Origin of the sequence: Actinoalloteichus caeruleus DSM 43889 (assembly GCF_000429185.2) — a bacterium.
Classification (GTDB): Bacteria; Actinomycetota; Actinomycetes; order Mycobacteriales; family Pseudonocardiaceae; genus Actinoalloteichus_B; species Actinoalloteichus_B caeruleus.
The window spans coordinates 4476016-4495515 of record NZ_AUBJ02000001.1 but is presented as its reverse complement, the minus strand read 5'-3'; the positions used below and the strand labels follow the sequence as shown (position 1 = coordinate 4495515).

Annotated in this window: 18 protein-coding genes and 2 pseudogenes; 7 read left to right on the top strand and 13 right to left on the bottom strand. The window is 72.6% G+C overall.

Features of this window, described 5'->3' with window-relative positions:
- Positions 1 to 119: 119 nt before the first annotated feature.
- The 7 genes and pseudogenes from G443_RS17960 to mshA all read right to left on the bottom strand — a co-directional run.
- Positions 120 to 1043, bottom strand: a complete 924-nt coding sequence (locus G443_RS17960; protein ID WP_026419604.1) for a sugar phosphate isomerase/epimerase family protein — start codon at positions 1041 to 1043, stop codon at positions 120 to 122.
- Between the two features lie 5 nt (positions 1044 to 1048).
- Positions 1049 to 2356, bottom strand: coding sequence for an Rv0497 family membrane protein (locus G443_RS17955; RefSeq protein WP_051314144.1), 1308 nt, complete (start codon positions 2354 to 2356; stop codon positions 1049 to 1051).
- A 513-nt stretch (positions 2357 to 2869) separates the two neighbouring features.
- Positions 2870 to 3550, bottom strand: coding sequence for a response regulator (locus tag G443_RS17950; RefSeq protein WP_026419605.1), 681 nt, complete (start codon positions 3548 to 3550; stop codon positions 2870 to 2872).
- A complete protein-coding gene (locus G443_RS17945; protein WP_081715555.1) occupies positions 3547 to 4755 on the bottom strand; it encodes a sensor histidine kinase in 1209 nt (402 codons plus the stop codon). Before G443_RS17945 ends, G443_RS17950 begins: the two co-directional genes overlap by 4 nt.
- Before the next feature lie 128 nt (positions 4756 to 4883).
- Positions 4884 to 5636: a phosphoglyceromutase gene (locus G443_RS17940; protein WP_026419606.1), complete on the bottom strand. Its 753-nt coding sequence runs from the start codon at positions 5634 to 5636 to the stop codon at positions 4884 to 4886.
- Between the two features lie 599 nt (positions 5637 to 6235).
- Positions 6236 to 6702, bottom strand: a pseudogene (locus G443_RS17935) (type III secretion system chaperone family protein).
- Positions 6703 to 6810: 108 nt separating this feature from the next.
- A pseudogene (gene mshA, locus G443_RS17930) lies at positions 6811 to 8148 on the bottom strand (D-inositol-3-phosphate glycosyltransferase); the annotation flags it as partial.
- 333 nt (positions 8149 to 8481) lie between these two features.
- Here mshA and G443_RS17925 point away from each other — a divergent pair.
- The 3 genes from G443_RS17925 (at position 8482) to G443_RS17915 (ending at position 12093) form a co-directional block, all read left to right on the top strand.
- Positions 8482 to 9723, top strand: a complete 1242-nt coding sequence (locus G443_RS17925) for a GDSL-type esterase/lipase family protein (protein ID WP_051314146.1) — start codon at positions 8482 to 8484, stop codon at positions 9721 to 9723.
- A 198-nt stretch (positions 9724 to 9921) separates the two neighbouring features.
- Positions 9922 to 11217, top strand: coding sequence for a GDSL-type esterase/lipase family protein (locus G443_RS17920; RefSeq protein WP_081715557.1), 1296 nt, complete (start codon positions 9922 to 9924; stop codon positions 11215 to 11217).
- Between the two features lie 87 nt (positions 11218 to 11304).
- Positions 11305 to 12093, top strand: a complete 789-nt coding sequence (locus tag G443_RS17915; RefSeq protein ID WP_051314148.1) for an SDR family NAD(P)-dependent oxidoreductase — start codon at positions 11305 to 11307, stop codon at positions 12091 to 12093.
- 109 nt (positions 12094 to 12202) lie between these two features.
- Here the strand turns inward: G443_RS17915 and G443_RS17910 are convergent, their stop codons facing one another.
- Positions 12203 to 13303 carry a UDP-N-acetylmuramate dehydrogenase gene (locus G443_RS17910; protein WP_051314149.1) on the bottom strand — a complete coding sequence of 367 codons (1101 nt, stop codon included), beginning with the start codon at positions 13301 to 13303 and terminating at the stop codon, positions 12203 to 12205.
- Between the two features lie 17 nt (positions 13304 to 13320).
- Between G443_RS17910 and G443_RS17905 the strand changes: the two genes are divergently transcribed.
- The 3 genes from G443_RS17905 to purU all read left to right on the top strand — a co-directional run bounded on the left by G443_RS17905 (position 13321) and on the right by purU (position 15931).
- Positions 13321 to 13830, top strand: a complete 510-nt coding sequence (locus G443_RS17905) for a DUF2505 domain-containing protein (protein WP_051314150.1) — start codon at positions 13321 to 13323, stop codon at positions 13828 to 13830.
- Positions 13831 to 13930: 100 nt separating this feature from the next.
- Complete coding sequence (locus tag G443_RS17900) at positions 13931 to 14749, top strand: hypothetical protein (RefSeq protein ID WP_030104543.1); 819 nt, start codon at positions 13931 to 13933, stop codon at positions 14747 to 14749.
- A gap of 300 nt (positions 14750 to 15049) precedes the next feature.
- Positions 15050 to 15931 (top strand): formyltetrahydrofolate deformylase, encoded by an 882-nt coding sequence (gene purU / locus G443_RS17895; RefSeq protein WP_026419611.1) that lies wholly within the window; start codon positions 15050 to 15052, stop codon positions 15929 to 15931.
- A 71-nt stretch (positions 15932 to 16002) separates the two neighbouring features.
- Here the strand turns inward: purU and G443_RS17890 are convergent, their stop codons facing one another.
- From G443_RS17890 to G443_RS17870, 5 genes are all read right to left on the bottom strand, one after another.
- The gene (locus tag G443_RS17890) at positions 16003 to 16563 is read right to left on the bottom strand and encodes a YbaK/EbsC family protein (RefSeq protein WP_026419612.1); all 561 of its coding nucleotides are present in this window, start codon (positions 16561 to 16563) and stop codon (positions 16003 to 16005) included.
- Between the two features lie 18 nt (positions 16564 to 16581).
- Positions 16582 to 16893, bottom strand: a complete 312-nt coding sequence (locus G443_RS17885; protein WP_026419613.1) for a DUF2516 family protein — start codon at positions 16891 to 16893, stop codon at positions 16582 to 16584.
- A gap of 269 nt (positions 16894 to 17162) precedes the next feature.
- Positions 17163 to 17870, bottom strand: coding sequence for a hypothetical protein (locus G443_RS17880; RefSeq protein WP_051314151.1), 708 nt, complete (start codon positions 17868 to 17870; stop codon positions 17163 to 17165).
- Positions 17870 to 18340 carry a helix-turn-helix domain-containing protein gene (locus tag G443_RS17875; protein ID WP_026419614.1) on the bottom strand — a complete coding sequence of 157 codons (471 nt, stop codon included), beginning with the start codon at positions 18338 to 18340 and terminating at the stop codon, positions 17870 to 17872. Before G443_RS17875 ends, G443_RS17880 begins: the two co-directional genes overlap by 1 nt.
- A 296-nt stretch (positions 18341 to 18636) precedes the next feature.
- A complete protein-coding gene (locus G443_RS17870; protein WP_026419615.1) occupies positions 18637 to 19041 on the bottom strand; it encodes a DUF5313 family protein in 405 nt (134 codons plus the stop codon).
- On the opposite strand from G443_RS17870, the gene G443_RS17865 reads away from it, so the two are divergent.
- Positions 19040 to 19498 carry a fluoride efflux transporter FluC gene (locus G443_RS17865; RefSeq protein WP_051314152.1) on the top strand — a complete coding sequence of 153 codons (459 nt, stop codon included), beginning with the start codon at positions 19040 to 19042 and terminating at the stop codon, positions 19496 to 19498. The genes G443_RS17870 and G443_RS17865 overlap by 2 nt on opposite strands.
- The last annotated feature ends 2 nt before the right edge of the window (positions 19499 to 19500 follow it).

Genomic DNA, 19500 nt, shown 5'->3' with positions numbered 1-19500 from the left:
TGGAAACACCGTCAGCTGCCTCGCGCGAGACTCCGCCCGGGTGGACCTCCCCGCGACCACGGGCGAGGCGAGTGCGAGCACCACCGCCCCGAGGCCGGCTCACTCCGCCCCGGGCCCGGTCACTCCGGACCGAGGTGCTTCCTGGCGAACAGCAGTGCCTCGGTGAGCTCCGCCGCCCGTTCCCCCGGTGCTCGGGCCTTCCGGGTGTTCACCTCGAGCACCACGGACCCGTCGAAGCCGGACGGCCGGAGGCTGCGGAGCAGTTCGGCGCAGGGCTGGTTCCCCCGCCCCGGGAGCAGGTGCTCGTCGCGGGGCGCACCCGTGCCATCCCCGAGGTGCACGTGACGCAGGCCGCTTCCCATCCGGGCTGCCAGCAGCATGGCATCGGCGTGGGCGACGGCCGTGTGGGACAGGTCGAGGGTGTAGCTGCGGTAGCCGGCCTCGGTGGGGTCCGGCGAGGGGTGGAAGGCGGACACCCTCGGGGGCCAGGAGTCCCGCAGCTGACTTCCGATCAGCTGTTCGCCCTTGAGGTAGGCGCCCATGAGCTGCGAGTTCATCAGCCGGGACGACAAGGGGCCAGAGCCAGGTGGCCGGGTGCCGAGCTGCCGGTTGCCCAACGGCCGCACCGGGAACATGTTCTCCACGGCGACGGTGATGCCGGTGTCGTCCTCCAGTTCGGCGACGAGGTCGGCGAACATGTCCGCGTAGCGCCGCTGCCAGCGGAACGGGGGGTGCACCACGACCGTCGCGGCGTCCAGTGTCTGGGCCGCGCGCACCGCTTGGCGGAGTCGCTCGACCGGGTCGGAGGACCACACCCGCTGCGTGATCAACAGGCACGGGGCGTGCACGGCCAGCACGGGAACTCGGTACTGGCCAGCCAGCCGCCGGACGGCCTCCGGGTCCTGGCTGACCGGGTCGGCCCACACCATCACCTCGACCCCGTCGTAACCGAGCTCGGCGGCGAGCCGGAAGGCTCCCTCAGCCGGCTCCGGCCAGACGGAGGCGGTGGACAGGCCCACGGGAATCCTGACGCCATCTCCCACCGGGATCACGTTCCCAACAGGAGCAGGGCGGCCGGCGACACCGTCACGATGAGTCCGACGAGCACGGTGAACAGGGTGGTCTGGAGGTCGTCGCTGCGACGGATCTTCCGCACGAGGAAGACCATGCCGGTGATGACGAGGAGCGCCACCACCAGGGCGACGGCGGGGATGTTCAGCCAGAGCCACTGGAAGACGAGCCACAGCCCGGCTCCTCCCACCACTCCGACCACCAGCTGCCCGATCATGAGCAGCCACTCCTTGACGGGGGACACCGGCTTCTCCGCCGGTTCCTCGACGCCCTCCTCGGCCGAGTCGTCCTCGTCGTAGTCCTCGTCGTAGTCGTCTGCCCCGTAGTCATCGGGCTCGTAGTCGCCGGACCCGTAGTCATCGGCCCCGTAGTCGCCGGGCTCGTAGTCGTGGTCGTCCGCGTCGTCGCGCCGGTCCGCCGGGCGCTCCCCCGCGTCCGGGTCGACGTCCACCCCGGGTGCCACCGGCGCCTGCTGCCGCGTCTCGGCGGGCCCCGCCGAGGGGTCCGGACCGTCCTCCCGGTAGGCGGCGACCTCACCGGTCTCGAACCAGCCGGTCCCCACGACGGTGCGTTCCGCGTCGGAGCCGGCGTCTAAGGTGCCGGCGGGGTCGTCGAGGATGGAGCCGCCGAAGTTGTCGCCGGCGACCCGGGGGAACTGCTCCGTGTGCGGGTCGTCGGGGGGTGCGTCCAGCCGCCCCCCGACGTCGGACGCCACGGCCGGTGGCTCCCCGGTGAGGGGCGGGTACTGGGCGGTCATGTCGGGGTCGACGGGGTAGAGCACGGTCTGGTCGGCTGGGAGCTGACCGGCAGCGGGGAACGCCGGGCGGGCACCGGCCTCGGGTTGCGGACCTGGCCCATCGACCTGGCCACGCTGCCCCCGGTCCACCGGGTAGTCGCCCCGCGGGTAGTCGCTCGCGGTCGGGTAGTCGTCCTCCGGGTAGTCACCCTGCGGGTAGTCGTTTCGCGGGTAGTCCGGCTCGGCCGGGTGGTGCGGTGGCTCGGGGTGCGGTGGGGGCGTCGGTCGGTCCTGGCCGACGGGAGCCGGCCTGGGCGGCGGCTGGTACTGCTGTCCCTCGGGTCCGGGGGCCTCGTCGGCTTCCTCGACCCGGCGGAGGTTCCCGCTCTCGGACAGGACCCGGTCGATGATGGCCTGCGGAGCGGTGTCGGTGGGGTCCTCGGCTCTGCGGCGACGGCGGCGGCCGCCGCCCCCCTTGCCGCCGTAGGCGGCCAGCAGCTCCGCGACGCTGCGCTGGCCCTCGCTCTCCGACCGGTTATCCCGACTCATCGCTTCCACCGTGCCCAGTAAGGCGTCGTTCGTCCAGTGACTGGTTCCGTCACTCGCTCGGTTCGCCGGGGCGCTGGAACAGTCACAGCAGCTCGTTCTCTCCTGTTTGAACCATCTATCCGACAGAGCAGGTGCGATGCCCTCGCTCCATACTGGCAGCAAACAGGCAGGGGCCGGACGAGTGACCGAGCACGGGTCGTGGCCCGCGTCACCCCTCGCCGCTCTCCGGAGAGGGGCCGGCAGCCGAGTCCTCCCGGACCAGCGGTGGTTCTCCGCACTCCCGCCGGGCCCCCGCCCTCGGCGTTCGTGAACGGTGCCCCGGCACCGGCGTCGGCCGTGGCCGCTGGCACCCCGGCGACCGGCTCCCTCGGGAGCCACGACGACGTCGGGTCGTGACAGGGCCGCGTCCCCACCTGCCGCGAGCGCTCGACGGTGGTCGAACCCCGCGGGACGTGACACGCTACGTTACCTCGTTCCGGGGCACCACGTCCCGCTGGCCGCGTCGGCGAGGGGTCAGGCCTCGAACTTGTAGCCGAGCCCGCGCACGGTCACCAGGTGCCTCGGGTTCCCCGGGTCGGGCTCGATCTTGGACCGCAGGCGTTTGACGTGCACGTCCAGCGTCTTGGTGTCCCCGACGTAGTCCGCCCCCCAGACCCGGTCGATGAGCTGGGCGCGGGTGAGGACCCGACCGGAGTTCCGCAACAGGTACTCCAGCAGGTCGAACTCCTTCAACGGCAGCGTGACGTCGCCGCCACCCACCGTCACCACGTGACGTTCGACATCCATCCGCACCGGCCCGGCGGCCAACACCTGGGGCGCGGTCTCCTCGGACTCACCGCCTCGGCGGAGGACGGCCCGGATCCGCGCGATCAGCTCCCGGGCGGAATACGGCTTGGTGACGTAGTCGTCGGCCCCGAGTTCGAGTCCCACGACCTTGTCGATCTCACTGTCCCTCGCCGTCACCATGATGACCGGCACCGATGATCTGGCGCGCAGCTGCCGGCAGACGTCCGTCCCGCTCATCCCGGGCAGCATCAGGTCGAGCAGCACGATGTCGGCGCCGTTGCGGTCGAACTCGGCCAGCGCCTGTTGACCGTCGGTGGCCACCGCAGGAGTGAAGCCCTCCCGGCGCAGCATGAACGCCAACGGATCGGCGAAGGACTCCTCGTCCTCGACGATGAGCACCCTCGTCATGGCTTTCCTCCCGGATTCCTGGGTTGCGAGGAGATCGTGGTGCCCGGTCCACCGGCGGACGCGGCGGCGAGTGGCCGCTCCGTTCCCGCACGCGGTTCCTCCGCGTCGAGGGCCGGCAGGCTGAGCGTGAAGGTGGACCCGGTGCCCGGCAGGCTCCAGAGGCGCACCGAGCCGCCGTGGTTGTTGGCGACGTGCTTGACGATGGCCAGCCCGAGGCCCGTCCCGCCGGTGGCCCTCGACCTGGCCGGGTCGACCCGGAAGAACCGTTCGAAGACCCGTTCCTGGTGTTCGGGGGCGATTCCCAGCCCCCGGTCGGTGACCGCGACCTCCACCATCCCGTCCCGGAGGCGGCGGGACACCGACACGGCGCTGCCCTCCGGGGAGTAGGCGATCGCGTTGGTCAGCAGGTTGGACAGCGCGGTGGTGAGCAGCACTCGGTCGCCCGCGCACACCAGCCCGCTCCTCGGGTCGGTGGTCACGGTGATGCCCGCCGCCTCGGCCGTCAGCCGGCACCGACCGAGCGCCTCGTCGACGACCGCGTCGACTGACACCGGGTCGGGGTCGGGAAGCGGCTCCGCGCCCTGGAGACGGGAGAGCACGATGAGTTCGCTGGTCAGCGCCCCGAGCCTGGTGGCCTCGTGGCGGATCTTCTCGCTGAAGCGACGGACCTCGTCCGGCTCGTCGGCCGCGTCCAGCATCGCCTCGGCGAGCAGGGCCAGCGCGCCGACGGGGGTCTTCAGCTCGTGGCTCACGTTGGCGACGAAGTCACGGCGGGTGGCCTCCAGCCGCACGGCCTCGGACTCGTCCGCCGCGTCGACGACCGTGAACCCCTCCCCGAGGGGACGCACCTCGGCGGCGACCGCCTCGGGCCGGCGCTTGCGGACGGCCCCGGTCGGCGGGAGGTCGACCGCGACGACCCGGTTCTCCGCCAGTGCCAGGTCGGCCGCCTGGCCGGCTCTGGGGTCGATGACGTTGGCGGTGACGACCCCCAGCTCCACGGCCCGCTGGTTGTGGAAGAGGACATCGCCGAAGCGGTTCAGGACGGCCACCCCGCTGTGCGAGGAGTTCACCAGCCTGCGGAGGAGCTCCGCGACGGTGACGCCGCCGTGTCCTCGGCGTGGCCGGCGCTCCGAGAGCCGTCCGGCGACAAAACCGAGGAGCCCGCCGACGAGCACGAGGCTGATCGACAGGGCGAGGTAACCCATCCCGGTCACGTTCCGAATCGTAAGCACGAAACCACCCGGTTAGCCCAGCCCTGCCGCCCAGGACGTGACAGTAACTACACCCTGGGCGGCGGGGTTGCGCATCCTGTCACCCGGTGTTCACCCGCTGGTCAACGCCCCTGGTTGGCGACAGCGTCGATCGCCTCGGCCGCCGCGTCGGGGTCGAGGTAGGTCCCGCCGGGGACGACCGGCATGAGCTGCTCGTCCAGGTCGTAGCGCAGGGGGATCCCGGTGGGGATGTTCAGCTTGGCGATGACCTCGTCGGACACGCCGTCGAGGTGTTTGACGAGGGCGCGCAGCGAGTTCCCGTGGGCCGCGACCAGCACCGTCCGGCCGGCGCGCAGGTCGGGGACGATGCTGCTCTCCCAGTAGGGGAGCAGCCTGGCCACGACGTCCTTGAGGCACTCCGTGCGGGGCAGCTCGTCCCCGAGCTCGGCGTACCTCGGGTCGCCGTCCTGCCCGTACTCCGCTCCCGGCTCGATCTCGGGAGGCGGGGTGTCGTAGGAACGGCGCCAGAGCATGAACCGCTCCTCGCCGTAAGCCTCCAACGTCTGCTTCTTGTTCTTCCCCTGGAGGGCGCCGTAGTGGCGCTCGTTGAGCCGCCAGTCGCGGCGCACCGGGATCCAGTGCCGGTCCGCCACGTCGAGCGCGATGTTGGCGGTGGAGATCGCCCTGCGCAGGAGGGAGGTGTGGAGCACGTCGGGGAGCAGGCCAGCCTCGGCCAGCAGTTCGCCGCCGCGCCGGGCCTCCGCCTGCCCCTTCTCCGACAGGGGGACGTCGACCCATCCCGTGAACAGGTTCTCCGCGTTCCACGTGCTCTCTCCGTGGCGGAGGAGCACCAGGGTGCCTACTGCCTTGGTCATGCGCCCAGCCTGCCAGGTCCGGTCGGGGGACGGCGGACGACGTCGTCTCCTGGCCGCGCTCCCACCGCTCCGGTCCGGTCCACCCCGGTGGGGCCGCGCGGGTTGCCGGAGCGGCAAGGCGGTGGCGTTGGGGTGACGGCGCTCGCGGGGCACCGGCCCACACCCACGCCCACCAACACTTACAGTCACCGGAAGGAAGAAACGCTCACTGACCTGGCCCAGCGGTGTGAGATGGGGCGACCCGGGCGGTTACGTTACGAGGCTTTGACTCCGCGACGTTACGATCACGTCGCAGATACACTCGAATGGAGTAGCGCGATGGGCTTGTGCCCAGGTCGTCGATTCTGCCAAGTTGGCAACACTCTCTTCGATCGGCTCCCACGCACTCCCCGATCTTGAGAGGGTGCACCGTGGTCTGCCTCCCCCGTCAGGCCGCGGCCCGTCCGGGTTCCCGGGTGCCCCCCGCCAGGGGAACCCGCAGTGGCGGGACCTCACGGCGGGGCGGCTTGAGTTCGTGACTCCCCCTCTCTCCCAAGCCGCCCCGCCCTGCCACTCCCCCGGCCGGCGCACCTGGCGGTCGCGCCGGCGCGTCGAGGGCGTCAGCGTTGGTCCCGGGCGAGGTGCTCGAAGGCGGCGAGGTTGGCCAGGGATTCACCACGAGACCTCCGCCAGGCCCACTCCCGGCGGATCGCCCCGGCGAAGCCCAGCTCCAGGAGCTTGTTGAAGTCGCCGTCGGCCGCCTCCAGCACCTGGCCCAGCACCCGGTCCAGCTCGTCCTCGGTCACGGCGTGCGCCCCCAACCTCCCCACCAGGTGGATGTCACCGTCCTCGTCGACCGTGTAGTGCACCCCGTACAGCCTGGCGTTGCGCCGGAGCAGGAAGTGGTGGACCCCGGCCTGGTTCTCGTCGGGGCGGCGGCACACGAACGCCTCGACGAGCAGCCCGTGGCGCCCGACCACGAGCCAGCAACTCGTCCGTTGCTTCCGTTCCCCGGCAGCCGCACGAGGAAGCGACCCGGGGAGGCGTGGTCGAAGTCCAGGTCGCGGTCGCGCAGCGTGCGCTCCACCGTCCGCACCGCCTCCTCGGGAGAGCTCCCGTCCGCGTCCGAGCTCACGCCTCGCCCCTCGCCGTCCGTGCCGGTTCCTGCCCCACCAGCGTCGCGCACGCCCCGGCCGAAGGCCAGGGCAGCCTGCCGGTAGGCGCGCAGCAGCCCGTCGGTGGTGCGGTCCCAGGAGAAGTCGTTGGCGTGCCGCACCGCGTTCTCCGGCCGAACCCCGGCCGCCCGGGAACGCACCGACTCCGGGACCTCGTCCGGTGAGCCGGTCGCGGGTAGCGCCACGGCGCGCAGGGCCGCCGCCCAGTCCTCCGGTGCGTGGCTGGGCACCAGCAGTCCCGTGGACCCGTCCACCACGGCGACCGACAGGCCGCCCACGTCCGCGGCGACCACCGGCGTCCCGCAGGCCTGGGCCTCCAGCGCCACCAGGCCGAACGACTCGTTGTGGCTGGGGACGGCCACGACGTCGGAGGCGCGGTAGACGTCCGCGAGCTCGGCACCGGACCGGGGCGGCAGGAAGGTCACCACGTCGGTGATCCCCAGCTCCCCCGCGAGCTTCTGGAGGGCCTCCGGTTCCTGGAGCCCGGAGCCGGAGGGACCGCCGACGACGAGCACGGCCAGCCGGCCCCGCAGGCGTGGCTCCTCGGCGAGCAGGCGCGCCGCCGCCCTCAGGAGGACGTCCGGCGCCTTCAGCGGCTGGATCCGCCCGACGAAGGTCAGGACGACCGGGTCCGGCGGGAGCACCACGCCGGCCGCTCTGAGGGTCCGTCGCGCCTCCGACCGCTCCCCGGGGGTGAAGCAGTCGAGGTCGACCCCGGGCTCGACGGTCACCACGGCGGCGGGGTCGGCACCGTAGAGCCGCACCAGCTGCTCGGCCTCCACGCTCGTGTTCGCCACCAGGCGGTCCGCCTCGTCGACGACCTGCTGCTCCCCGATCACCCGGACCCGGGGCTCGGCGGGTTCCCCCTCGGCGAGCGCGGCGTTCTTCACCCGCGCGAGGGTGTGCGCCGTGTGGACCAGCGGCGCCCCCATCCGCTCCCGGGCGAGCCACCCCACCTGGCCCGACAGCCAGTAGTGGGAGTGGACCAGGTCGTAGTAGCCGGGCTCGTGCCTGGCCTCGACCCGCAGCACCCCGGCGGCGAACGCGCACAGCTGGGCGGGGAGGTCGTTCTTGCCCAGGCCCTCGAAGGGCCCGGCGATGATGTTGCGGACCAGCAGCCCCGGCTCCACCCGCACCAGCGGTGGGTGCTCGGAGGACGTGGCCCGGGTGAAGACCTCCACCTCGACCCCGCGCCGGGCGAGACGACGGGCCGTCTGGAGCACGTAGACGTTCATCCCGCCCGCGTCCCCGGTGCCCGGTTGTTCCAACGGCGACGTGTGCAGCGACAACAGCGCCACCCGGCGGGGGGAACCACTGCCGGCGGAAGTCGCCGATCTCCCCCCGCCGCCAGTTACCACTCGTAACGAGTCACTCACGAGGAGACCCTCCTCGATCGGAGGATCCGCTGCTACCAGCGAGTCGAACCTGCGCGGTTGTCGCGCACACGAACCCACGCTTAGCCACGTGTAGTCAACCTTTCCGGGCCTGCCCGCGCCCCGATGCTCGCTGCCTGTCATGGGAATGCAACACAAACGAGGCGGTAGAGCTTCCAGCCCCTCGCGGGGCCGTGATCAGTCGCTCACCTGGGTGAGGACGACCGGTGTCTACCCTGGCCACGCCGTCGGGGCAACGCCAGCGCACGCCCGGTCGGCGCGCGTTGACTGCGAGGGAGCACCGAGGGGGGTCGCGCCGTGGTCCGACTCCTGCTGATCGTCGTGTGCTGCCTGGGCCTCCTCGTGTCGGCCGAACCCGTGGTGCCCCCGACCCCGCTGTCCCCGGGAACGGCCGAGCCGGTACCCACCACCGGGGTGACCACCTGGGCCGCACCGCAGATGCCGGCCCAACCGAACCAGCGGGAGGAACTGGGCTTCGCCAACGTGACCTTGCGCACGATGGTCCGGATCAGCGCCGGTGGATCCGGGGTCCGGGTCCGCCTGGACAACACCTACGGCGACCGTCCGCTGCGGATCGGGGCGGCCTCGGTCGCCCTGGCCGACGGATTCGACGGGTCCTCGCTCCCGGGGACGGTCCGGCCGCTGCTGCTCGACGGGCGGTCGGACTTCACCGTCCCGCCCGGCCACCACCGCTACACCGACCCCGCCGGCCTGGACGTGCCCGACCGCGCTCGGCTCCACGTCAGCCTCTTCCTGCCCGGTCCGACCGGTCCGCTGGGCAACCACCCGATCAGCGGGGAACCCACCCTGCTCGCCAGGGGAGACCACACCGAGAACCCCACCTCGGACAGGTTCCGCCCGGTGGAGCACCGGGCGGTGGTGGACGCGGTCCTGGTGTTGGGCTCCGAGGCCAGCGGCACGGTGGTGGCCGTCGGCGGTTCGCTGACCGACGGCCTCGGAGTCGACTTCCCCGAATCCGGTCGCTGGCCCGACGTCCTCGCGGACCGCCTGCTCTCCCTACCACCGGGACGTCGGCTGGCGGTCGCGAACTCCGGCCTGTCCGGCAACCGCATCCTCCTCGGATCGGTCGGCGGCGGCCCGCGCCTCCTCGACCGCTACGACACCGACGTGTTGTCGCTGCCCGGCGCGGCGGCCGTCATCCTCGCCGTGGGCACCAACGACATCCAGCAGACACCGCACGAGACGGACGCGCGGACGCTCTTCGCCGCCATCGACGACCTCGCCCGGCGGAGCCGGGACGCGGGCCTGCGGGTCGTCGTGGCCACCATCCCCCCCTTCGGGAGCTGGGAGACCTGGAAGCCCGAACTGGAGACCACGAGGACCCGGGTGAACGCCCTCATCCGGACCCACGCCGACGAGTACGACGCCGTCTTCGACCTCGACACGTTGCTCCGGGACCCGGACGACCCGGAACTCGTCCGGCCGGATCTCGACCTCGGGGACGGCCTGCACCTGAACCAGCGCGGGTACACCCTCGTCGGCGAGTCGGTGCCGGTGGAGGCGCTCCTCCCCCGCTGAACCCCCGGCCAGGACGTGGTCGCCGACCGTTCCGGCACCGTGGCGACCCGTGTTGATCTCGGGGTTGTCTATTCTTCTCCGCAGAAACTCGCCGAGCCGGTCGCGTGGCGCCCGAGGCGAATCCGGAGCCGTTCTGCTGTCCGGTCTCCCAGATCCCCGGCGTCCACGTCGTCCGTGAGTCGGCGAGCAGTCAGCGGCATGAGGACGGAGATGATGGTGCGCCGACGGTGGTTCGCGGCGGTCACGGGCATGAGCCTGTTGGTGGCCGGATGCGCGATGGTCCCGGAGACGACGCTGGAACGGGCACTACCCGCCGGTGCGGAGCTCGCGGAAGAGCGGGAGATCACGACCTTCACCGCCTCACCCAAGGCAGCCCAGGAAAGGGAACGGGAGTTCGAGGGGTTCACCGACAACACCGTCCGCACCCGGATGCGCGTCAGCTCCGGTGGTTCGGCGGTCCGTGTGCGGCTCGACAACACCTTCAGCCCCGACGAGCTGCACGTCGGCCGGGTGACCATCGCGCTGGCCACCGACCGCGAGGGCGGCATCAACCCGTCCAGCCTGACCGAGCTCCGGGTGGAGCGGGAAACCTCCTTCACCCTCGCGCCGGGGGAGAGCGTGTACACCGACCTGGCTCGGATGGAGATCCCCGACGGGGCGGACGTCGCGGTGTCCTTCTACTTCCCGGGGCCCACCGGCCGGGTCACCACCCACTCGTTCGCCGGGGAGCACAGCCGCATCGCGACCGGTGACCACACCGAGAACGTCAACGGCCGCCCCTTCCAGGTCGAGGAGAAGACGATGAGCACCCGGCCGCTCGTCGGCGCCATCACGGTGGTGCCCGAGACGGCCACGGGAACCCTGGTGACCATCGGCGGGTCGATGACCGACGGTGTCGGCGTCGACTTCTCGAAGGGCTCGGACCGCTGGTCCGACGTGCTGTCCCGCCGGATCGTGGACGAGTACGGGCCGCGCCGGCTCTCGGTGGCCAACGCGGGCATGTCGGGCAACAGGATGCTGACCTCCTCGGGTTACGGAGGCCAGCGGGTGCTGGAACGGTACGACCGCGACGTGCTCGACCTCCCCGGGGCCGACGCCGTCCTCTTCGCCGCGGGCATCAACGACATGCAACACCCCCCGCAGACCACCGACCTCGACCTGCTGATGGCGACCTTCGAGGAGTTCGCCGACCGCACGCACGAGCGCGGGATGCTCTTCTACATGGCGACGATCACGCCGTTCGAGGGCTGGTTCAGTTGGGAACCGCACCTGGAGGAGAACCGGCAGGAGATCAACCGGCGCATCCGCGCCTCCGACAAGTTCGACGGGGTCGTCGACTTCGACGCCGCCGTCCGCGACCCCGACCACCCGAGCCGGATCCTCCCGGAGTGGGATGTCCACGACGGCATCCACCCGAACAGCGCCGGCGCCGTCGAACTGGCGAACGCCGTCGACCTCGACATGATCCTCGGCGACCTCAACCTGCTGGACTGAGAACAGCGGCCCCGGCCTCGCGAGGGCCGGGGCTCCCCGCTCGCCCGCCGCTGACAGACCACCGGCGGGTCAGGCACGATCGGCGTCATGACCCACGACCAGCAGCCCCAGCACCACACCCCACCGACCACGTCCCCGGCCGCCGGAAAGCCGGTCGCGGTCGTGACGGGAGCCAGCGCCGGCATCGGCGAGGCCACCGCGCGCGGCCTGGCGGAAGCCGGGTTCCACGTCGTCCTGGGCGCCCGCCGCCTCGACCGGTGCGCCGAGCTGGCCGCCGAGATCGGCGGCTCCGCCCACCGGCTCGACGTCACCGACGCCGAATCCGTCGACGCCTTCCTCGCCGAGGTCCCGACGTGCCGGGTGCTGGTGAACAACGCCGGCGGGGCACGCGGGCTGGAGCGCGTCGCCGAGTCGGACGAGGACAACTGGCGGTGGATGTGGGAGACGAACGTCCTCGGCACCCTCCGGATGACCAGGTCGCTCCTGCCCAGGCTGATCGACTCCGGTGACGGGCACGTGGTGACCGTCACCTCGATCGCGGCCCTGGAGGCCTACGACAACGGCTCCGGCTACACCTCCGCGAAACACGCGCAGGCCGTGCTGCACCGGACGCTGCGCGGGGAACACCTGGGAGATCCGGTCAGGTTCACCGAGATCTGCCCGGGCATGGTGGAGACGGAGTTCTCCCTGGTGAGGTTCGAGGGTGACGCCGCTCGGGCCGACGCCGTCTACCAGGGCCTCACACCGCTCACCGCGCAGGACGTGGCGGAGGCCATCGTCTTCGCCGTCACCAGGCCGTCGCACGTCAACATCGACCAGATCGTGCTGAAACCCCGGGACCAGCACTCCGCCACCCGAGCCCACCGGCGGTCCTGACCCGACCAGGCGGGGCCGCGAACGGCCCCACCGGCCACCACTGGTAACCAGTTCCGGTGAGCGGTCCGGCGGGGGCCGGGGCCCGTCTCACCCCCACCGCCCGCCGGTCTCAGAGCGCGCAGTTCACCAACACGGGTTCCGGCTCCAGCACGACACCGAACGCCGCTCGGACGCCGTCACGAACCTCCGAGGCCAGCGCCAGCAGGTCCGCGGTGCTCCCCGTCCCCCGGTTGGTGAGGGCCAACGTGTGCTTGCTCGACAACGCCACCCGGCCGCCGGGGCCCTGGTGGCCGCGCCGGAAGCCCGCTCGCTCGATGAGCCAGGCCGCGGAGAACTTGGTGCGCCCCGGCCCTCCCGGGTACCTCGGCACCGGTGCCTCCCCGCCGAGCCGCTCGGCGATCCGGGCGAGGACCTCGGGAACGGCCTCGTCGGGCACCAACGGGTTGGTGAAGAACGATCCGGCGCTCCAGGTGTCGTGGTCCGCCGGGTCCAGCACCATGCCCTTGCCGGCACGCAGCGCGAGCACCGCCTCCCGCGCGGCGGCGAGCGGCACCCGGTCGCCCAGTTCGACCCCGAGCGCCCTGGCCAGTTCGGGGTACCGGATGGGCACGGAGGAGCCGCTGTCCGCCAGTGCGAAGCGCGCGCGGAGGACGACCGACGTGGCGCTGCCCTTGAGCCGGCTCGTCCGGTAGGCCAGCCCCAGATCGGCTGCGGGCACGGTGCGGACGCACCCGTCGAGGCGGTCGTAGACGTCCACCGAGTCGAGCAGCTCCGCGACCTCCACGCCGTAGGCGCCCACGTTCTGCACGGGGACCGCGCCCACCCGGCCCGGGATGCCGGACAGGCACTCCACGCCCGAGAGCCCGTCGGCGACGGCGGCGGCCACGACCGCGTCCCAGTCCTCACCCGCCTCGACCGTGAGCTGGACGGTGCCGTCCGCGACGCGGTCCGCTCGTCTCCCCGTCGTCGCCACCCGCACCACGGTCCCGGCGAACCCCTCGTCGCCGACGACCAGGTTGGATCCACCACCGAGGACGAGGACGTCGTCACCGCCGGTGTCGGCGCGCCGCAGCGCTTCGACGAGGTCCTCCGCCGTGGTCGCCTCCACGAGGCGGGCCGCGGGCCCGCCCAGGTGGAGGGTGGTGTGCTCGGCGAGGGGAACGGCGACGCCGACGGCCTCGCCGGACGAACGAGTAGTCACGGACGCCAACGGTAATCTGTGCTGCCATGGCACGCCCCATCCAGTTCACCCTCCACGCCGACTCCCTCTCCCCCGACGAGCTCCACGCGGTGCTGGTCGACGAGACGTACCTGCGGGACAGACTGGCCGAGCTCGGCGGTTCCTCGGCGGAACTGGTCGCGTTGACCAGCGACGACAACGGGTCCCGCGCGGTCTTCCGACACGGCATCTCCTCCGGCGGGCTGCCGGCCGCGATGCGTTCGATCGCCCCGAACGGGATCTCGGTCGAACGCACCGAGACGTGGCGGCGCGAGGGCGCGGGCTACGTGGGAACGATGGCGGCCAGGGTCACCGACACCCCCGCCACCATCGACGCCACCACGTCGATCCGCCCGGTGGGCGGGGGCGCGGAACTCCGGGGTGCCGGCCAGGTCACGGTCCGGCTCCCACTCGTCGGCGGGATGGTGGAGAAGGCGGTGTCCGAGCAGGTCACCGCGCTGCTCGACGCGGAGTCCCGCTTCACGCTGGAGTACGTCGCCCGCCGGCGCAGCGGCTGATCCCGTCACGGAACGAGCGGCGCGCCCCGGAGATCGACCACCTCCCACCGCGCTGGACGGCGGACCCGGGCGACGGTGGAGAGGTGTGGGAGGACATCGGATGGCCAAGCGAGCGCCCCGACTGGCGGCCGGCCGCGCCCGCGCGCTGGGCATGCCGACCAGGGGCACCACCGGGCCGAACCGGTTGCGGCGGGTGGACCGCTGGGTGCGCGGCACGCCGTGGGTGTCCCAGGTGTTGCGGTCGGCCGCCGATCCGCTCGTGGTCGACCTCGGCTACGGGAGCTCACCGGTGACCACCGTCGAGCTCGCCGCGCGCCTCACCGATGTGCGGAGCGACGTGCGCGTGCTGGGCCTGGAGATCGATGGGGAGCGGGTCGGCAACGCCGTCCGCCTTGCCGACCCACCCCGGCTCCGCTTCACCCGCGGTGGTTTCGAACTCGCCGGTCAGCGCCCGGTGCTGGTGCGGGCGTTCAACGTGCTCCGCCAGTACGCGGAACCCGAGGCACTGGCGGCGTGGACCACCATCACGTCCGGTCTGGCGCCGGGCGGTCTCCTCGTGGAGGGGACCTGTGACGAGATCGGCCGGCGGTGCTGCTGGGTCACCCTCTCCCGGAACGGTCCCCTGAGCTTCACCATGGCCTGCTCGCCCGCGCACATCGACACACCGTCCGACCTGGCCGAACGCCTGCCCAAGGCGCTCATCCACCGCAACGTGCCCGGGGAACGGGTCCACGCGCTGCTGGCGGAACTGGACTCGTGCTGGGCCACCGCGGCGCCCTTGCGCCCGTTCGGGCCCCGCGCGCGGTGGGCGGAGGCCGTGCGCCTCCTCACGGCCAGGGGGTGGCCGGTCCGGGACAACCACCGCCGGTGGCGGGCCGGGGAACTCACCGTGGACTGGTCGGCCGTCGCCCCGGGCTGAGCGGACCACGGGGTTGCCGCACCCCACGCCCCCAGGGCCCTCCCCCGGACGCGCGGGGGCGCCACGACGTCGACCCGGCGGCCTCACGTGGATGCTCCACCGGGTCGGCTCCCGCCATGCCCCCGGCGCGGGTCCCTCGTCGGCGTGAACCCACCGTCGCGCCCCGGTCACCGGACGCGGCCGGCGCCGTCCCCGCCGGCCCGCCCACCGCCTGACCTGCGGTCGAGCACCGCGCTGGTGGGCGTCATCGGTACCGGGCAGTGCGGGAGCCGACCAGGCGGAATGACAGACTCAGCAACCATGTCCACGCCAGACCGCCGTTACGTCATCACCCTCGGCTGCCCGGACCGCACCGGGATCGTCGCCGCGATCTCCGGGTTCCTGTACCGCCTGGGGGGCTCGATCGTCGGCGCTGGCTACCACACCGACCCGGAGACCAACTGGTTCTTCACCCGGCAGGAGGTGCGGGCCGACTCCCTCGACCTCGACCTCGAGGAGTTGCGCGCCCGGTTCGCCGAGGTCGCCGCCGAGCTGGGGGATCGCACGGAGTGGCGGGTGAGCGACAGCGGAACCCGTCGCCGCGTGGTCCTGCTGGTCTCCCGGGCCGGGCACTGCCTCTACGACCTGCTCGGCCGGGTCGCCTCCGGGGAACTCGACGTCGACGTCCGCGCGGTGATCGGGAACCACACCGACCTCGCCGGGATCACCGAGGCGCACGGCATCCCCTTCCACCACGTGCCCTTCCCCGCCTCCGGGCGGGAGCCTGAACGCCGCGCGGAGGCCTTCGCCCGGGTGGCCGAGATCGTCGACGAGCACGACCCCGACGCCGTGGTGCTGGCCCGCTTCATGCAGATCCTGCCGACCGAGCTGTGCCAGCGGTGGGCCGGGCGGGTGCTGAACATCCACCACAGCTTCCTGCCGTCCTTCATCGGAGCCCGCCCCTACCACCAGGCGCACACCCGGGGCGTGAAGCTCATCGGCGCGACCTGCCACTACGTGACGGCCGACCTGGACGAGGGGCCGATCATCGAACAGGACGTGATCCGGGTGGACCACGGCGACTCGGTGGCGGACATGGTGCGCAAGGGCCGGGACATCGAGAAGGTCGTCCTCGCCAGGGGCCTGCGGTGGCACCTGGAGGACCGGGTCCTGACCCACGGCAACCGCACCGTCGTGTTCTGACCAGCGCCGCGCGCACCCCAACGGCCCCCGGAGCCGGGTGGGCGGACACGACGGCGTCGGCGCCGATCGGGTCAGGAGACCGGGGGAACTCCCAGCCCCGGGAGGGATTCGGCGCCGGGGAGCGCGAGCAGGGCGGCACCCGGCACGACGAGCTTGCCGTGCCGAACCCCGCTGCCCAGGACCACGAGCGGAGCCGTGAGGACGGCCTCGTCCACCAGCAGCGGCCACCCCGGGGGCAGCCCGAGCGGGGTGATGCCCCCGTACTCCATCCCGGTCAGCTCCACCGCGTCCCGCTGCGCCGCGAACGACGCCTTCCGCACGTCGAGCCGCCGCCTGGCGGCCCCGTTCACGTCCACCCTGGTCGTGGCGAGCACCAGGCAGCCGGCCGTCCGGGTCTCGCCGGACCGCCGGCCCGAGACGACCACGCAGTTGGCCGAGGCGTCGAGCGGAACCTCGTACCGTTCGGTGAACCTCGCGGTGTCGGAGTCGTCGGGGTCGATCTCGGCGACCCCGAACTGGCGGGCGACATCGGGTGGAAGGGCGGCCAGGGCCGCCGCGACCGGCTCGGCCAGCAGGTCGGTGTGATCCGTCGCGGGCTCGGTACCCAGTGCTCCGATGCTGAAGGTGCCCATCTGGTGGAGGCTAGCCGCCTACCACCTCGGCCCGCGTTGCACATCGGTGATCCTCGGTCGAACGTCGACGATGTACACCAGAGCCGCCACGAGGCCGGCGATCCAGAACATCGTGCCCAGCCCGATCGGGTGGAACAGCAGCAGCACCAGGGTCGCGCCACCGGTGATGCCCATCCAGGCGTTCTTGCTCAGCTTGTCCGCCGCCACGAAGGCATCCGCCCGCTGGGTCACCGCGTGCAGGAAGGCGAACGCTCCCACTGGAATCCCAGCGAGCTTGATGGCCAACAGGATCCAGGCGATGGGCTCGAGAGCTGGGTGTCCCTGGTACATGCCCCCAGCCTACGGGCCGAGCGGAAGGGGTGTCCCCGAGTGTCGGCCGAGGTCCACGTCCGACAGGGGCCGACGGGTGACCTCGGTCACGAGTGGACGGCGCGCCCGCCCGGCCGCCAGCCATCCGGCGCGGGCTCTGCGGGGCGCACCCCCGGCCGGCGCCGGCCCCGGCCACGGCACGACCCGGAGACGTGGTCGGCCCGCCGGCAGGCGAAGGGGCAGGGCCGCCCCACTCGGGGCGACCCTGCCCTTTTGGTCTTCGGCCGCGTTCAGTCCTTCTTCTGGCCGCGCCGAGCACCGCCGGTCGGCGCCTTCCTCGGCGTGCGGTTGGCCGCCTTCCTGCTCGTGCTCCGCGTCGCCGAGGCGGCGGACGCGCCGGCCTCGGTGACGGCGTCAGCCGCTTCCTCGGCGGTGTCCCGCACCGCGCGGGCGGTCTCGTCGGCGGCCTTCCTCGTGGCCACCGCCACCTTCTCGCCGGTGGACCGGGTGCTCCGGCTCACCTTGCCGAGCACGTCGTCCGCGAGCTCGCGGACGTCCTCGACGACCGTCTCCACCCGTTCCTGGGCGGTGTCCACGCCGGCTCCGACCTGGTCGAACGCCTGCTGGACCCGAGGCTGGGCGCGCAGCCTGCCCAAGGTCTCCTCGCCGCGTTCGGCGAGGGTGCCGTAGATCCGGACGGCGGCTTCGCTGTAGGCGTCGACCAGTTTGCGGAGCTCGGCCGGGTCGAACTTCTCCCGCCACTGGCCGGTGTCGAGCTGCAGTTCGCCGATGCCGTCCTTGGCGGCCTCGGCGCGCTCGGCGAGCTCCTTCCGGGCGCGTTCCAGCGCGTCACGAACCGTCCTCGCCGCGACGTCGCCGGCTCCCAGCACGGCCAGGAGCGGGGTGCGGGCCTGGGACAGCACCTCGTTCACGACGGCGGACGCCTGCTCGCGCGCCTTGTCGATGTCCTCAGCGGTGGGCAGTGCGGGCATGGTCATCACTCCTTGTCGTGGGGTCGGATCTCGGAGGAGACGGGCGGGACCTCTCCCGCTCCGGCTCCGCTCAGGTCGACGGACCGGCCGACCGCGGAGTCGTCGGGATCTTCGGCGGCCTGCTCGGCTCCGACGCGGAACGACTCGTAGACGGCCAGCAGGGCCTGCTTCTGCTGCTCTGTGAGGTCCGGGTCGGCGTGGATGGCGTCCACCACCGGCCCCCCTCGCGGCCGGTCGAGGATCCCGGCCTGGACGTAGAGGGTCTCGGCGGAGATGCGCAGCCCCTTGGCGATCTGCGAGAGGATCTCGGCGCTGGGGCGTCGGAGCCCCCGCTCGATCTGGCTGAGGTAGGGGTTGGACACCCCCGCCGCCCTCGCGAGCTGCCGCAGGGAGATCTGGGCGTTGTTCCGCTGGGTGCGGATGTACTCACCGATGTCGGCGACAGCCCGGTTGACCACCCTGTCGACCCGTGGCATCGGCACGTCTCCCTGTCCTCGATCAGCGGCGGACTCGCTCGCGCGGACGTTCTCCGCGCTTTCGACGGTACGCGCGCGTGCTAGCTACCGCAAGCACCCTGCTTGCACGGCCCCATGCCCGCGCGTCCGCTGGCCCCTCGAGGCCGGGATCCGATCAGGGACGAGCGGGTGCGCCGTCGACGCCTCCGACGCCCGAGAGCACCGGGGGACCCCGAGGCCGAGGCCGGGCGGGGGACGGCGCCGGCGGGAAGCCGGGCGAGCGAGGACGGGGAACGGGTGGCGAGCGGTGCCCCTGCTCAGGGGGAGGAACGCCATCGGGCCGCGTAGCGGGCGCTCTCCTCCTGCCGCAGCCGTTCCCGGTCCGCCCGGCGGACCGCCGAGGCGTGGTTGGGCGGGTACCCGTACCTGACGAGACGGGCGTCCGCCTTCTCGATGGCGTAGGACAGGGAGAAGTAGACGCCGACGATGAGGCCGAGGAAGACCGACATCGCCGCGACCAGCGGCTCACCGCTCACGAGCCACAGCGCCCATGCGACCAGCGCGGCCACCGGGGCCAGGCGGACGAACGCCCGTGCCCCGTACCGCCACAGCCAACCCGGGGTGGTGACGTCCGCGAGCACCCACTCCCGGTACCGCCCCGGCAGCCGTCCTCCGAGGGCGTACCAGAGCAGCTGCGGCGGATTCGGGCGAGGAGAGCTCATGCCAGGGACGCTACCGAAGGCCGCCCTCGGGGACTACCGTCGAGCCGTCATGGCCGGGAGGAGTCAGCTCGCGACGGTGGGCGTGGTCGCGCTGGGCGGTGTGGTGGGCTCGCTCGCCCGCCACGGCGTCGGCGTGGCGTTGCCCACGGGCGGCCCGTCCCTCGCGACCTGGTCGGTCAACCTGCTCGGGTCCTTCCTGATCGGCGTGGTGGCCGTGCTCGCCCCGCGCGTCTGGCCGCGCCTCCCCCTGCTCCGGCCGTTCCTCGTCACCGGGGTGATCAGCGGGTTCACCACCTTCTCCGCCCACAGCGTCGAGGTGACGGCACTGCTGGTCGCCGGCAGGCCGGCGGTCGCCGTGCTGGTGCTCGCCGGCACCCTCCTCGGGGCGCTGGTGGCCGTGGCGGGCGGGGACGCGTTCGCGCGGTGGGTGGTGCGGACCCGGGAGGGGCGGTGGTGATG